The sequence below is a fragment of the Lysinibacillus sp. NPDC086135 genome (genome assembly GCF_044746345.1).
GTDB lineage: Bacteria > Bacillota > Bacilli > Bacillales_A > Planococcaceae > Lysinibacillus.
Genome location: NZ_JBIVCA010000001.1, coordinates 521027 through 536342 on the forward strand (window position 1 = coordinate 521027; position 15316 = coordinate 536342).

General features: G+C 38.5%; 19 protein-coding genes. 15 read left to right on the forward strand and 4 right to left on the reverse strand.

The genetic code is table 11. From position 1 onward, the window contains the following. Window positions 1-230 precede the first annotated feature (230 nt). The gene (locus tag ACIPKN_RS02565) at window positions 231-884 is read left to right on the forward strand and encodes a YrrS family protein (RefSeq protein WP_400933074.1); all 654 of its coding nucleotides are present in this window, start codon (window positions 231-233) and stop codon (window positions 882-884) included. A 61-nt stretch (window positions 885-945) separates the two neighbouring features. Continuing rightward, entirely contained in the window at window positions 946-1638 is a 693-nt protein-coding gene (gene mtnN, locus ACIPKN_RS02570) for a 5'-methylthioadenosine/S-adenosylhomocysteine nucleosidase (RefSeq protein WP_400933076.1), read from the forward strand. Window positions 1639-2342: 704 nt separating this feature from the next. Here mtnN and sigK read toward each other — a convergent pair. Both sigK and pssA read right to left on the reverse strand, forming a co-directional pair. Then, on the reverse strand, window positions 2343-3050 hold the full coding sequence (gene sigK, locus ACIPKN_RS02575; RefSeq protein ID WP_053484741.1) for an RNA polymerase sporulation sigma factor SigK: 708 nt from the start codon (window positions 3048-3050) through the stop codon (window positions 2343-2345). An 87-nt stretch (window positions 3051-3137) separates the two neighbouring features. Next, complete coding sequence (pssA, locus tag ACIPKN_RS02580) at window positions 3138-3641, reverse strand: CDP-diacylglycerol--serine O-phosphatidyltransferase (protein WP_400933185.1); 504 nt, start codon at window positions 3639-3641, stop codon at window positions 3138-3140. A 136-nt stretch (window positions 3642-3777) separates the two neighbouring features. On the opposite strand from pssA, the gene ACIPKN_RS02585 reads away from it, so the two are divergent. The 12 genes from ACIPKN_RS02585 (at window position 3778) to ACIPKN_RS02640 (ending at window position 13494) form a co-directional block, all read left to right on the forward strand. Beyond that, window positions 3778-4560: a phosphatidylserine decarboxylase gene (locus ACIPKN_RS02585; protein ID WP_142508935.1), complete on the forward strand. Its 783-nt coding sequence runs from the start codon at window positions 3778-3780 to the stop codon at window positions 4558-4560. Window positions 4561-4596: 36 nt separating this feature from the next. Further along, complete coding sequence (locus ACIPKN_RS02590; protein WP_049667747.1) at window positions 4597-5118, forward strand: YqeG family HAD IIIA-type phosphatase; 522 nt, start codon at window positions 4597-4599, stop codon at window positions 5116-5118. After that, window positions 5115-6218, forward strand: coding sequence for a ribosome biogenesis GTPase YqeH (gene yqeH, locus ACIPKN_RS02595; protein ID WP_400933079.1), 1104 nt, complete (start codon window positions 5115-5117; stop codon window positions 6216-6218). The genes ACIPKN_RS02590 and yqeH overlap by 4 nt, the downstream gene beginning before the upstream one ends. Window positions 6219-6247: 29 nt before the next feature. Beyond that, window positions 6248-7078, forward strand: coding sequence for a shikimate dehydrogenase (aroE, locus tag ACIPKN_RS02600; protein WP_400933081.1), 831 nt, complete (start codon window positions 6248-6250; stop codon window positions 7076-7078). A gap of 5 nt (window positions 7079-7083) precedes the next feature. Continuing rightward, window positions 7084-7386, forward strand: coding sequence for a ribosome assembly RNA-binding protein YhbY (gene yhbY / locus ACIPKN_RS02605; protein ID WP_132356910.1), 303 nt, complete (start codon window positions 7084-7086; stop codon window positions 7384-7386). Between the two features lie 9 nt (window positions 7387-7395). Beyond that, window positions 7396-7986: a nicotinate-nucleotide adenylyltransferase gene (locus tag ACIPKN_RS02610; protein WP_400933083.1), complete on the forward strand. Its 591-nt coding sequence runs from the start codon at window positions 7396-7398 to the stop codon at window positions 7984-7986. Next, the gene (yqeK, locus tag ACIPKN_RS02615) at window positions 7955-8527 is read left to right on the forward strand and encodes a bis(5'-nucleosyl)-tetraphosphatase (symmetrical) YqeK (protein ID WP_400933085.1); all 573 of its coding nucleotides are present in this window, start codon (window positions 7955-7957) and stop codon (window positions 8525-8527) included. The genes ACIPKN_RS02610 and yqeK overlap by 32 nt, the downstream gene beginning before the upstream one ends. Beyond that, complete coding sequence (rsfS, locus tag ACIPKN_RS02620) at window positions 8524-8868, forward strand: ribosome silencing factor (protein ID WP_142508930.1); 345 nt, start codon at window positions 8524-8526, stop codon at window positions 8866-8868. Before yqeK ends, rsfS begins: the two co-directional genes overlap by 4 nt. A 2-nt stretch (window positions 8869-8870) precedes the next feature. Next, window positions 8871-9611: a class I SAM-dependent DNA methyltransferase gene (locus ACIPKN_RS02625; protein ID WP_400933088.1), complete on the forward strand. Its 741-nt coding sequence runs from the start codon at window positions 8871-8873 to the stop codon at window positions 9609-9611. A gap of 275 nt (window positions 9612-9886) precedes the next feature. Continuing rightward, on the forward strand, window positions 9887-10534 hold the full coding sequence (locus ACIPKN_RS02630; protein WP_400933090.1) for a helix-hairpin-helix domain-containing protein: 648 nt from the start codon (window positions 9887-9889) through the stop codon (window positions 10532-10534). Window positions 10535-10636: 102 nt separating this feature from the next. Next, entirely contained in the window at window positions 10637-11206 is a 570-nt protein-coding gene (locus tag ACIPKN_RS02635) for a ComE operon protein 2 (RefSeq protein ID WP_400933094.1), read from the forward strand. A 341-nt stretch (window positions 11207-11547) separates the two neighbouring features. Beyond that, a complete protein-coding gene (locus ACIPKN_RS02640; RefSeq protein WP_400933096.1) occupies window positions 11548-13494 on the forward strand; it encodes a DNA internalization-related competence protein ComEC/Rec2 in 1947 nt (648 codons plus the stop codon). Window positions 13495-13528: 34 nt separating this feature from the next. Here the strand turns inward: ACIPKN_RS02640 and ACIPKN_RS02645 are convergent, their stop codons facing one another. Further along, a complete protein-coding gene (locus tag ACIPKN_RS02645; RefSeq protein ID WP_400933098.1) occupies window positions 13529-13666 on the reverse strand; it encodes a YqzM family protein in 138 nt (45 codons plus the stop codon). A 165-nt stretch (window positions 13667-13831) separates the two neighbouring features. On the opposite strand from ACIPKN_RS02645, the gene holA reads away from it, so the two are divergent. Further along, window positions 13832-14842 (forward strand): DNA polymerase III subunit delta, encoded by a 1011-nt coding sequence (gene holA / locus ACIPKN_RS02650; protein ID WP_248716617.1) that lies wholly within the window; start codon window positions 13832-13834, stop codon window positions 14840-14842. 129 nt (window positions 14843-14971) lie between these two features. Here holA and rpsT read toward each other — a convergent pair whose 3' ends face one another. Then, window positions 14972-15220, reverse strand: a complete 249-nt coding sequence (gene rpsT, locus ACIPKN_RS02655; RefSeq protein WP_142508923.1) for a 30S ribosomal protein S20 — start codon at window positions 15218-15220, stop codon at window positions 14972-14974. Window positions 15221-15316: the final 96 nt, after the last annotated feature.

Sequence of the window (15316 nt, forward strand, 5' to 3'; positions counted from 1 at the left end):
GAAAGCGAGAACAATAACAATAACAATAACAATAACAATAACAACAATATACGCCAAGGGGAAATTGATCTTGATTTAAACATCTATGTAAGTATTTAAATCAAGGGAAAAAACTATGGGGAAATAAGTCGAGATATTTATATTTTTCTCTCTGAAAAAATATATGAGCACAATTATTTTGCAAGTACTGTTGAACTTGATAGAATATTGGCTAGAGAGGGGGAGACTTCATGAGTGAACGAAAAACTCGAAGCAGTCGTCATTTGCAGCCATCTCGTAATAAAAAGCTAGATAAACTATTGAATGTTTTAATTGGTATTGTCGTGATATTAATTATTATAACAGCAACATTTGTGTTTAAATGGCAGGATGATGCAGGAAAAGCTGAGAAAGACGAGCCAATACAGGAGCAGAAGAACGATAAAAAAGATGTGAAGGAAGAGCCTTCTAAAGAGCAAAAAAATGATGAATCAGCTCAGGAGGAAAAACCAGCAAAGGAAGAGCCAACAGAAGAATCTCAACCATCTGAACAGGACTCTACTACTGAAACTACTTCAGACAACCCAATTGTTGACAAGGTCATAACAAATAAAAATTGGGAACCTACACCTACAACACAAACAGGTCAGCATGTGTCTTCTTACGATGAAAAATCCGTAGACTGGGCTGAAAAGGTAGCAACAGTTGCGGCCGTTACAGGCATCGAAAAGGACAATATGATTATCTGGCGTATGGGGAACAATGGTAGCGCTAATTCGGCTATTGCAACAGTTTCAACGAATGATAAGACAAAAATGTATCGTGTTAGCATGGAATGGGTTGACAACGAAGGCTGGACACCAGTAAAAATTGAACAACTAAATACATTAAACGGCGCCTATTGACGAAAATAATTCGTTTTATTATTTTTAATAGAGTTGAATATAGAAGGGAAGTAACAGAGAAATGAAAATTGCAGTAATCGGCGCAATGGAAGAGGAAGTAGAGCTTTTACGAGCATCATTAGAGCAAGCAAAAAGCACAACAATCGCAGGCAGTGAGTATACAACAGGAACTTATAAAGGGAAAGAGGTAGTTTTGCTAAAAAGTGGTATTGGTAAAGTGAATGCCGCAATGTCAACTACTATACTATTACATGAATTCAAGCCTGACGTAGTCATTAATACGGGCTCTGCCGGAGGCTATGATGAAACTCTTGAAGTTGGCGCAGTCGTTATTTCAGATGAAGTTCGTCATCATGATGTAGATGTAACGATTTTCGGTTATGAAATGGGTCAGATGGCAGGTATGCCAGCAGCTTATAAATCGGATGAAAAACTTATGAAAGTTGCTGAAGAGGCCGTAAAGGCTGTTGGAGAGCACCAATATGGTATTGGTTTAATTTGCTCAGGTGATGCCTTTATGAATGATCTTGTTCGTGTAGAAGCTGCCCGTCGTCATTTCCCGCAAATGAAGGCAGTGGAGATGGAAGCAGCTGCAGTTGCACAAGTATGTTATCAATTTGGTACTCCATTTGTTGTTATTCGTGCTTTATCAGATATTGCTGGAAAAGAATCGAATCTTAGCTTCGATGAGTTTTTACCAGTAGCTGCAAAGCATTCAACACAAATCGTACTAAAAGCTATCGAATCATTATAGAGTCTAATAATTTAGTGAAATAAACTACACAAAATAGTCAAAATGAGTGGCTTTTAGTGTGAGAAAAATCACAGTTTACAGGTTTCACTAATGCTAAACTGTTGTTAAATAAATCTCTTCATATCTAGATGGGAGGCATTCATAATGCTATTTTTAACAGCAGGTGCAGTTATTATAACAATGTTACTCGGTACACTTATTTCAGTAGAACTATCAGAGTCTGCAGAATAAAAAAATCTCTTGCGATTTTCAATCGCAAGAGATTTTTTTTATTTCATTAGTTACCCAAACTTTCTAAGAATTAGCTTATTACTAAAAGCTAGAGGTGATGTTTGGTAAAAAACGTATGCTTTGTATATAAGTGATTGGAGTGGAAGCTGGGCGACTCTTTAGGGATTAACGTCACAGATAAGGCCTTGGATCGCGCAGGTAGGGGAACAAAGTCTAAAACATCTTGTCTTGTGACAACGCCTCTGTGATTAACCTCCTGTTGTTATTGCTGCCGCTTCGCTTTCGCACAATAACATCCTATTACCCCAAGTGGCTCATCAGACGCCCCCGAGAGAGCATTCAGTTGGAACGGAAATCAACTTTACGTTATGGTGATTTGCCAAAGGGGTACTTTTGTAACAAAAAATACAAGATTAATTGCAGAATAAAGTAATAAGATTGTTGAAATTTTATAAGTATCAATTTACAATATATTACTCAATTATCTTTTGATCTCGTTTATATAATTGATAGAGTTTAATAAGTGCTCGCTTTTCAATGCGAGATACATAACTACGAGAAATATTTAAACGTGCAGCGATTTCTTTTTGTGTAAGTGCATCTTGCTGGTTTAGACCATAGCGGAGTGTAACGATTTCGAGTTCACGTTCGTCAAGCATATGCAAATAATGATATAGTTGTGCAACATGCTCTTTATGTTCAAGTTTTTCTGTTGCACTTTCTTCATCGCATTGTAAGAGATCTCGGATTTGTAGTGCATTACCATCTTTATCTGTACCGATTGGCTCAAATAAGCTAACATCTTTTTGCACTTTTTTCTGTGTACGCAGATGCATTAAAATTTCATTTTCGATACAACGGGCGGCATAAGTGGCAAGACGGGTTTTTTTGTCAGGAGTATAACTTTCAACGGCTTTCATCAGACCAATAGTACCAATGGAAATATAATCATCAAGTTGTTCATGCTTTGGGTGGAATTTTTTCACAACGTGTGCGACGAGCCTCATATTGCGTTCAATTAGATCAAGACGCGCTTGCTCATCACCGCCTAAAAATCGTTCAATACAAGCAGCTTCCTCTTCTTTTGAAAAGGGTTTATGGAATGTTTGCCCCTTTAAATAGCCAAGTAACGCTGGGATCTCAAGCCATAACTGCAACATAGATGTAAAAATTCCGCTCATTGAATGATTTCATCCTTTCCCCATTTTTCGACAGTATATGTTATAAAACTGTGTTAAATGAAAAAAAGTGCAACAGCAAATGCGCTGTTACACTTTTTTTAACGAGATTGTACTAATCATTAGTAATGCTAGTATTGGGAATAGGAAAAGATAAAATGCCGGGTGGAACGTATTAGATGCAAAATACGTTAAAGTTAAGATCGTACCTGCAGCTGTAATTGGTAACCCTGTAAAATAGCCGTTTGCTTCAGTAATATTGAAACGAGCCAATCTCATCGCACCGCAGATGATGTATAGTACTGTCATCGTCATGCCGACGAAACCAAAGTCGTCGACTAAGACAACTTCATACATTAATAATGCAGGCGCCACACCAAATGATATAATATCACTCATAGAATCTAATTGTTTACCTAGATCAGACACTTGTCCGAGTGCTCTAGCTACCTTTCCATCATAACGATCAAGAAGGGCTGCAATAAAGATAAACAAGACACTGTAGCTATAGTATTCGTGTAGTGTAGCCATTATGGCCGCGCCGCCGAAGGACATATTACTGATTGTGATAAAGTTTGCTGCTTGCGATTTCATTTTCTTAACCGTGGTATCCACCAACTTGTGATAAAAAAACAAGGGGGATCACTCCTTTGCACTTAAGATATTGTACCATTATACTTCGAATGCGAAAAAATTGACAGTCTAAATTAATCGATAGGGGTTTTGTTTTATGAAAGAAAAACTATATCAACACTTGATTGAATTAACAAATGGCAAGCAATCCTCCCATCTTTTGCAATCTATTGCAAAAGCAAAGTGGAGTAAACGAATTATTCCTAGTTATATGAAAGTATACGACATTAATCTTGAAGAAGTTTCAAAACAACAACAACAATTTTCAAGTTTACATGATTTTTTTACAAGAGAGCTTTTAAAAGATGCACGTCCAATTGAACAAAATCCCACTACTTATGTAAGTCCAGTGGATGCCAAAGTGGAATCCTTCGGACGTATCGAATGGGATATGACATTTCATGTAAAGGGTAAGCCTTATGCTTTACATGATTTACTCGGCAATGTAGAACGTGCTTCACAATATGCAGATGGACATTTTATCGTGTTTTACTTGAGTCCTGCAGATTATCACCGTATTCATAGCCCGATTGATGGGGAAGTGCTAAGACAATATACACTTGGTCAAAAATCTTTTCCTGTTAACCAGCTCGGTCTTACATACGGTAAAAAACCTATTTCACACAATTATCGTTCAGTAACAGAGCTTAAAGTGGCGAATGATCAGCAAATAGCGTTTATTAAAGTTGGTGCTACCTTTGTAAACTCTATTATGCTCACTAATACAACAACAAAGTGGCATAAGGGTGAAGAAGTCGGATATTTTTCATTCGGCTCAACAGTAGTTATGCTGTTTGAAAAGGATGCTATAGAATTTACGGAAAATGTTGTACAAGGAAGCCCAATTCGAATGGGTGAAGCCTTCGCAAATATGCTATAATGGTCGAATAATACGTTTAGATTAGGGGTCGCTATTTTGTATAATTTTTTATTACCAGATGAATTTGTCACGAGTATTTATGAAATTACACCGGAAAAGCTTCAAGACTTAGGTATTAAAGGGATTATTACGGATTTAGATAATACGCTTGTGGAATGGGACCGTGCAGATGCAACGGAAGAGCTTATTATTTGGCTGCGCATTATGAAAGAATCAGGCATTCGTGTAATTATTGCGTCGAATAACAAAGAGGCGCGTGTTAAGCAATTTGCTGAGCCATTAGGTATTCCTTATATTCATAAGGCGAGAAAGCCACTTCGTAATGCCTTTTATAGTGCAATTGTTCAATTAGGGCTACGACCACAGGAGGTAGTAATGGTAGGAGACCAGCTACTAACAGATGTAATGGGCGCAAATCGCTTAGGTTTGCATACGGTACTAGTAAAACCAGTTGCACAATCAGATGGGCTCGTAACAAAATTCAACCGATTTATTGAACGTCGTGTGTTCAATAATTTAAAACGAAAAGGAATCAGTACTTGGGAGGAAAAAGAATGAACGAAATGCCAAATTGTATTGGCTGTGGTACAACAATTCAAACAGAAGATAAAACAGCAGTTGGGTATGCACCCCCATCATCATTAGAAAAAGACGTGGTCATTTGCCAACGTTGCTTCCGTTTGAAAAATTATAATGAAATTCAACCAGTGTCATTAACAGATGACGACTTTTTACGCATATTAAATGGTCTTGGAACACAGCAAGGCTTAATCGTAAAAATTGTTGATATATTTGACTTCAATGGGAGCTGGCTACCAGGACTTCACCGCTTCGTAGGTAAAAATCCTGTGTTATTAATCGCGAACAAAGCCGATTTATTACCGAAATCTGTGAAACCGAAAAAAGTGATTAATTGGCTAAAACGTGAAGCAAAGGCTCTGGGTCTACAACCTGTAGATGTACTTTTAGTGAGTGCCCATAAAGGTATAGGGATGGCCGAAGCAATGGAAGCCATTGATGAGTACCGTAATGGACAAAATGTGTACGTTGTAGGTTGTACAAATGTTGGGAAATCCACGTTCATTAATCGCATTATCAAGCAGGCTACAGGTGAAGGTGAGATTATTACAACTTCTCATTTCCCAGGTACCACTTTAGATATGATTGAAATTCCATTAGATGATGGTAGTGCATTATATGATACACCGGGAATTATTAATCACCATCAGATGGCACACCATATTGACGCTAGCGAATTAAAATATATTATGCCTAAAAAAGAAATAAAGCCAAAAGTGTATCAACAAAATGCTGGACAAACATTATTTATTGGCGCTCTTGCTCGTTTTGACTTTATTCAAGGAGAACGTTCGGCATTTACGGTACACGTGGCAAATGACTTGCCAATACACCGAACAAAGCTTGAGAAGGCAGATACATTGTATGCAGAGCATAAGGGTGAATTGCTGGCACCTCCAACTGCTGAATTTATAGAACAGCTACCGCCATTAGTGCGTCATGAGTTCTCTATTAAAGAAGCGAAAACAGATGTTGTCTTCTCTGGTCTTGGATGGATTACTGTGCAGCATGCCAATGTAGTTGTTGCAGCTTATGCTCCAAAGGGTGTACAAGTTTCAATTCGCCCATCACTAATTTAGGAGTATAAGTAGAGAAGAGGGATTAGGAAATGAAGAAATGGTTTGCGGTTATGGGTGATCCGATTGAGCATTCAAAATCCCCAGCGATGCATAATGCTTGGTTCGAGGAAATGTCGATAGATGCAACGTATATTCCAGTGCATGTATCTTCTGAAAATTTGGAGTCAGCGGTTGCTGGCCTGAAAACATTAGGTGCTAGTGGCTGGAATATTACAATCCCACATAAAACAGCGATCATTCCTTATTTAGATGAGCTAGATGAGTTGGCAAAAAAAATGGGAGCTGTCAATACGGTTGTCCGAACAAAAGAAGGAAGATTAAAGGGATACAATACAGACGGTGTTGGTTTTGTACGTTCGCTAGAAGAAGCGGTTGGTAAGTCACATAAAGACAAGCCAGTTCTTCTAATTGGTGCGGGCGGTGCTGCTCGTGGTATTGCTTTTGCCATGCAACAGCAAGGTTATACGAATTTAACCATTGCAAACCGTACAGTGGCAAATGCCCAAGCAATTGTCGATGAAATGGGTGTAGGTCATGCCATTTCTTTAGCGGAGGCTGAGGAATTATTAGCTGATTTCGGCATTTTAGTGCAAATGACATCGGCTGGACTTGCTACGGGTAATTTTTTAATGCCATTTTCATTAGAACGACTTGCAAAAGGCGCAATTGTGGCCGATATTGTGTATAATCCATTAATGACGCCTTTTTTAAAAGCGGCTGAGGAAAAAGGAGCAACCGTCGTTACGGGTCTTGGAATGTTCGTTCATCAAGGGGCTATTGCTTTTGAGCATTGGCTTGGTGAATACCCAAATACAAATTCAATGATTGCGCAATTAAAGGCGCAATTAGGAGGAAATTAATTTTTATGTTAACAGGTAAACAAAAACGTTTTTTACGTGCTGAAGCACACCATTTAACACCGATTTTCCAAGTAGGAAAAGGCGGCGTTAATGACGAAATGACAAAGCAAATCCGTGAAGCATTAGAAGTACGAGAGTTGATCAAGGTACGTATTTTAGATAACTGTGAAGACGATAAACATGAAGTTGCAGAAGCACTTGCTAAAGGTGCTCATGCAGAGCTTGTGCAATTAATTGGACTGACAGTTGTTTTATATAAAGAGTCACGCAATCATAAAAAGATTGCATTACCAAAAGCAACGAAATAAGGTGAGACGATGAAAAAGATCGGTTTACTGGGAGGTACATTTAATCCACCACATAATGGACATTTAATGATGGCTAATGAAGTACTGCATGCATTAGATCTAGATGAAGTTCGCTTTATGCCTAATGCGTTGCCACCACATAAGTTCGCACGTCATGATGCTAGCGATAAGGGACGCCTTGAAATGGTAAAGCGTGCAATAAGTCCATATCCGTATTTTTCTGTGGAGTCGTATGAGGTGGAGAAGGGTGGCGTATCCTATTCATATAAGACACTTTCTGCGATGTGTATAAGAGAGCCTAATGTGAAGTTTTACTTTATCATTGGAGGCGACATGATTGATTCGCTTCATACATGGTACTGTATTGATGAATTAGTGAAGCTTGTGCAATTTGTAGGAGTAAAGCGTCCAGGAACAGTGGCCACTACAGAGTATCCTATAATAATGGTGGAAGCTCCCCAAATCGATTTATCGTCCACACTGATTCGTGAACGACTTGCCACTGGAGGAACGGTTACTTTTTTACTGCCTGAAGCGGTAGAGACGTTCATACGAGAGGAAGGTCTATATGGAACGCGAACAGTACTTAGCGGCGATTAAGCCACGCATGCCTGAGAAGCGCTATATTCATACCATTGGTGTAATGGAAACAGCCATCGAGCTAGCAACATTATATGGCGAGGATGAAAAAAAGGCTGAGATCGCTGCCATCCTTCACGATATTGCGAAATATGCAGATATCGAATGGATGGAGAAAATCGTCTGTGATGAAAAATTAGATGCTCGCCTTATTGGCTGGGGTAGTGAATTACTGCATGGTCCAGTAGGTGCATATATTGCAGAAAGCGAATTTGGCATTACGGATGAGGATATGTTAAATGCTATTCGTTTTCATACTACAGGACGCGTGAGCATGAGCCGTCTAGAAAAAATTATTTTTGTTGCAGATATGATAGAACCTAATCGTAAATTTGATGGTGTTGATCGTCTGCGAAAAAAAGCAAAGAAAAATTTGGATAAAGCGATGAGTGCTTGTGTGCGCCATACATTGGCATTTTTAATTGACACAAAACAACCAATTTATCCATTATCAATAGAATGTTACAACGATATGATGAAAAGAGAGGACAGTGAAGGATGACTTCAACTTTATTACAAGCAGCTTACAAAGCAATTGACGACAAACATGGTGAGGATATTGTCGTTTTAAATATGGAAGGTATTTCACTTTTAGCAGATTACTTTATTATTGCTCATGGTAATTCTGACCGCCAAGTGCAAGCAATCGCACGTGAATTACAAGAGGTAGCAGTAAAAGAGGGCTATGAAATTCGTCGTGTAGAAGGCTTCGATGGAGCACGCTGGGTTCTCGTAGATCTTGGAGATGTTGTAGCGCATGTATTCCATAAAGATGAACGTGCTTATTATAATTTAGAACGTCTATGGGGCGATGCACCGCAACTAGACATGCCAGAGGCTTAAGTGTGAGTAGCTACGAACGATTTGCACACGTGTATGACGAGCTGCAAACCGATATCCCGTACAATCTTTATGTGGATTGGGTTTTGCAGCATGCACCGAGCAGTCAATTCCCAAATCTTTTAGATATCGGCTGTGGTACAGGTGTGCTTGGCCTGCTGTTTGCGCAGGCAGGTTACAAAGTGAGTGGAATTGACTTGTCTGAAAATATGCTCTCGATTGCCGCAGAGCGCTTTGCTGATGCAGGATTACATGTTCCTCTCTATTGTCTGTCGATGGATGAATTAGAGGGCTTTGAGGCGCTTGACGTTGTAACGATAGCTATTGATTCGCTGAATTATGTAGTGGAAGAAAAAGCAGTTTATTCAACATTAGAACGTATTTATGGTGCTTTACGAGATGGAGGCCAGCTGTTTTTTGACATACATTCATTATTTAAAATGAATGATATATTTTTAGACGGACCGTTTACGTATGACGATGGTGATATTAGCTATGTATGGCATACGGAACCTGGCGATTTCGAACATTCCGTTGTCCACCAAATGACGTTTTATGTGCGTGATGCTGTGAGTGATCTGTATGAACGTTTCGACGAAGAGCATAACCAACGTACATTCTCAATTGAGCAATATATGGCATGGCTTCTGGAAATTGGCTTTAACCATGTAGAAGTAACAGCAGATTATACAGATGAAAGCCCTGAATATGAAAGTGAACGCATTTTTATCCGTGCGGTAAAATAGTAAAACAGCTCGCTGGTAAACTTACTAGTGAGCTGTTTTTGTTTTTAGTTGTCGAAGAACACTTAGACTCTCAAAAAATATAATGATGATTTTATCCATAATTTTAGCTAATTACCATAAGGAGCAGTTGGAACTGCAATCAAATCTACGTTATGGCGGTGGGCTTTTATTCTTAGCCTTTCTATAAATAATTTATCTTTTCAACACTTGAATGATATTGTAAGATGAAATAGACTCCATATGATTACCTTTTGCAAAGGAAAGGATGTTATTGGATGATCCAATCTTTTTGGCAAAAGTACAAAAAAAGTATGTTGCTCCCCGGCATACTAGTAATCAGTGGACTTTGTTACTTCTTTTTTTCGAGATCTGACTCTTCACCTCCCCAAGAAGAGCTCATCGAAACAATCCAACCTATTGAACAACCTAGTATGAAAGAATCTGTTGATGAAGCGGTCATACAGCAGGTATTTGTTGATATAAAGGGTGCTATTATGTATCCAGGTGTCTATGAGCTACAGACTGACCAGCGAATTATAGATGCAGTACAGCTTGCAGGAGGCTATACGCAGAATGCTGATACGCAACTCATTAATCATGCACAAAAAGTTGAGGATGAGATGGTTATTTACATTCCTATAAAAGGTGAAAAGCCTAACGAAATTACTTCTAATATTTTGACGATGCCTACTAGCGGAGCATCACAAGGTGACAACGGTGTAAAAGATCAAAAAGTTAATTTAAATAAAGCAGATGAAGCTAAGCTTTCGACATTATCAGGTATTGGTCCATCTAAGGCGAAAAGCATTATTTCGTATCGTGAGGAGAATGGTGGCTTTAAAACAATTGAGGACTTAAAAAAAGTGAGTGGTATTGGCGAAAAAACGTTTGAGAGACTGAAGGATTTCATTACCGTTAAGTGATGGCAGGAAATTTTGAGATATTGACGTTTCTTTTCAAAAAGGGCTACACTATAGTATAAAAAGAGCAAAACGAACAGCTTTTAAATTTATGGAGGTAGTCATATGGAGCGAATTACTTGGGATCAATTTTTCATGGCGCAAAGCCATTTACTCGCATTACGTAGTACATGTACAAGGCTTGCAGTAGGAGCAACTGTCGTTAGAGATAAACGAATTATAGCAGGTGGTTATAACGGTTCAATTACAGGTGATGAACATTGTATTGAAAAAGGCTGCTATGTTGTGGAGAACCATTGTGTGCGTACAGTGCATGCCGAGATGAATGCACTGCTACAATGTGCTAAATATGGTACGCCTACAAAAGGTGCAGACTTATATGTTACGCATTTCCCGTGTCTACCATGTACGAAATCTATTATTCAAGCAGGTATTGAACGGATGTATTACGCTACTGATTATAAAAATAACCCTTATGCACAAGAACTATTTGAAAAAGCAGGTGTAGAGGTTGTACACGTTCCGTTTGATGAACGTAAAATCGACTTTTTAAGCGACGAAAAATTAGCCTTGTACATAGACATGCTAAACGAGCTTCGTGAGAGTGGTATGCCTGCAGAAAAATTGCTCCCATATGAACAGAAGGTGAGTACATTATTTGGCAAAAAGCTTTAAAGCATAAATGGATTTACGTAGCACTAGCTGTACTTGTTGCTTCAATAGCGGCACACAAGTCAGCTTGGCTACTCACTATTCTTCTATTTTTCGCGTTATGGCTTAAATGGAAAGGTGAAAGGCGTTTAATTTCAGCGCTTGTTATAGCCTTTGGATTTCTTTCTTATTTCTTCATCGTAACATTTCAACTGACGGAATCTTCCCCTCTACCGTCAACATTCTCAATAACTTGGTCGAGTGAATATAAAATAAATGGTCATAAACTTAGAGGCTTTGTCAAAACTGAAACAGGTGAGAAGCTGTATGTCGTCTATACATTTTCATCAGAAGAAGAGAAAAGCTTGTTTGAAATTACTTCATTGACAGGCAGGGCCTATCTAGTTCAAGGAGAACTTGTAGCACCTCTTCCACCTGCACACGTGTATGCGTTTTCTATGGAAAACTATTTAATCAGTAAAGGTGCCAGAGGAATATTTGAAGTTTCAAGATGGACCTTTATTGAAGAGAAAAAATCCATACGTTCGTTTCTTGCTAAACAGAGACACTCTATGAAAAAACATATTGAAACAACATTCCCTGATTCACTAGTTGCAGAGGGACAAGCACTTCTAATAGGATTACAGGATCAAGTGGATCATGAGCTTCAAAGAGCCTACCAAAAGCTTGGTATCACTCATATATTTGCTATTTCTGGTTTGCATGTGGCACTTGTCTCATGGTTGTTTTTTGAAGGACTTCTACGTATAGGCGTACGGAAGGAAATGGCGACCTTAGTTTTACTCATCATCTTACCTATCTATGGGGTGATTGCGGGTGGTGCTCCTTCCGTATGGCGCGCAGTATCTGTTGTAGAATTAATCATGCTGATGCGTTACGCTAGGTGGCAAATATCGAATGACGATGCCCTAGCAATTAGCTTTCTTTGCTTTGTCCTACTTGAACCAGGTGTCATTTATCAGATTGGCTTTCAATTGTCCTATTTAGCAACGGTTAGTTTAGTCTATTCAGGTGTCATTTTAAGACGATCCATGAACTGGTTGATTCGTTCATTTTTTATAACATTAGTGTGCCAGCTACTTGTTTATCCATTATTACTCCATCATTTTTATGAAATTTCTATTTCTTCATTTTTAGCAAATATTATTTTCGTACCACTGTTTTCCTTTGTTATTTTGCCCTTAAATATTGCCATGTTTATAATAACGATTATATCGATGCCAGTAGCAAAAGCTTTGTTTGCTGGATACGAGCCGGTCCGTGTTTGGCTTACAAAGTTTATTTTATATCTTCAGGAATTGCCGTTTCAGCTGTGGTCGCCTGGGAAGCCTGCTATATGGCTTATTTGCGTAGCATTGATCAGCGTATTAGCGGGATTCTATTTTATAGAGATAAAACATTATGGTAAATTTGCAGTTGTCATTTTTATTCCTGCATTGTGTATTCATTTATCACCGATGTTGTCTAACGAAACGAAGCTGACATTTTTAAATGTTGGTCAAGGTGATTGTACAGTAATAGAATTACCGTTTAGAAGGGCTGTGTATGTTATTGATTCAGGCGGTTTACTACGCTTTGAGCAGGAAGTATGGAAGACTTCAGAAAGCCCATATGAGGTTGGGAGACAAGTTGTTGTACCGTTTTTGAAAGGAAAAGGGATACGAGACATTGCTATTTTTATCGCCACTCATGCGGATGCCGATCACGTAGAGGGAGCTGAAGAGATTTTGCAAGAGATTACTATGCATGAAATTCATCTCACTCCTGGTTCGATGGATAAGCCTGTAATGCGGGATTTACTGATGGAAGCCAAAAAGCAAAAAGTTCCTGTGAAAGAAAAAATGCAGGGAGCTGCGTGGCGCATAGGAAAAACTAGTTTTTATTATTTATGGCCCCGTGACACCTTTTATGAGGGGAATGATGATTCAATTGTATTATATATGCAGCAGGGGTCATTTCGAGCGTTGTTAACGGGTGACTTAGAGGAACATGGGGAACAGGAGCTTATTCATCTTTATAACAATCAATTAGCGAATATGACAGTGTTGAAGGCTGGACACCATGGCAGTAAAACATCGAGTATTGAGCCTTTTGTAGAGCTGTTACAGCCTGAATTAACCATTTTCAGCGCGGGGCTCAATAACCGCTATCGTCATCCACATGCTGAGATAGTGGAGCGTTTTACAAGTCGAAATTTAGCTACTTTAACAACTGGAATAGATGGGACGATTGAAGTAAGAATTCGTGGCAATAGTTGGTCTATGCAAAAGGGAAAAGACCTTGTCCAATGAGCAAGGTCTTTTTTTCTAAGTACATTACATTCAATTATTTAGAGGCTACTTCTACTACTATCGCGATGAGAAAAATAAGTGCGAACATTCCGAATGATACACCGAAGCCAACTCCTGAATCAGTTGCATCGTTACGGCGACATTGTATGTTTTTTCCTTCAAATGGATTCATTGTTATCCCTCCAATTCTGTTATTTATTATAAGACATCGTTTTCATAAAAGCTATATCGAAACGGAGAATTTACCATGTGGCAAAGAATCGACACAATTCGGTCAAAGTCACAAAGGAATTTCAAATCATGTATACTAGTAGTATTGCTAGATGGAGGGAAAATTATGATTTCAACGATTTGGAATAATATTAAAAAAGGAGAGCTCTCACCAGTGTATTTACTCGTTGGTGAGGAAGGCTATTTTATAGATGAAACAGTTAAACGATTGAAAGAAGCGATAGGACCCGAAGAAGAGATAGAGATGTCAACATTTGATTTGGAAGAAACGCCAGTGGATGCCGTTATGGATGAAGCTGATACAATTCCTTTTTTCTCTGAGCGAAAGCTTATCATTGCTAAAAACGCATCCTTTTTAAAGGCAACTGAAAAAGGAAAAGAAAAAATTGACCATGATATGAAACGCTTAGAAACATGGCTTGCTAATCCTTCTGATTTTTCAGTAACAGTTTTTATCGCACCTTATGAAAAATTGGATGAACGTAAAAAAGTGACAAAGATGATGAAGGAGCATGCGTTATTAGTCCAAGCCGAAACGCCAAAAGAGCAGGACTTAGCTGTGTGGATACAGAGTAGAGTTAAAGCAGAGGGCAACAGCATTACACAAAATGCGATTGAGCAGCTTGTCGCAATGGTTGGATCGAATATGCTACAGTTGCAAATGGAAATTGAAAAGCTAACCCTTTATATAGGAGATGGCGGTGAAATAACTGCTACGCTAGTCGAGGATTTAGTGGCAAAAACGTTAGAGCAGGATGCCTTTAAAATGTTAAATGCTTATTTTGCAAACGATTCTGTAGGAGCATTGTCTATTTATCATGATTTACTACGTCAAAAGCAAGAGCCTATTATGCTTGTTGGTTTGCTAGCATCAAATGTACGTACGATGTCCAATGTGTTTTATTTATTAAAAAAGGGCTATCATCCACAGCAAATCGCAAAAAATTTAAAAATACATCCTTATCGTGTTAAGTTGATGGTTGAGCAGCGTAATCGTCCATCAGAGGAAAGCTTATTGAAGGCGTTATATCAGTTAGCAGAGGTCGATTTACAACTGAAATCAACAGGAGGCAATCGTGAGCGTTATTTAGAACTCTTTTTACTGCGTCAGCTTTAAGAATTGTGTAGTAAGATTTATGAGCTGTCCGAAGCACTAGGGGCAGCTTTTTATCAAGATGTAATTAATTTTCTTGTAAATTAAAAAGATCAGCTACTCTTAATAGAGTAAACTGATCTTTTATAACAATTACGCTTTTTTAGCAAGGCGAGACTTTTTACGAGCCGCCGCGTTTTTGTGGATAAGTCCTTTTGAAGCTGCTTTATCTAAAGATTTGTAAGCTGCTTGTAAAAGTTCTTGTGCGTTTTCAGCTTTAGCAGCAACAGCGTTCTCAGCTTTTTTCACTGTAGTACGCATTGCAGATTTAGCTTGAGTGTTAGCAGCGTTAGCTTTTTCGTTAACTTTTACGCGTTTAATCGCAGATTTAATGTTTGGCATATGTTTCACCTCCTAAAATAGGTACGAGATGATATCTTCTCATTGATTTCTTGTGTCAATACAACAAAAATCATTTTAACAAACGCTAGGACAAAT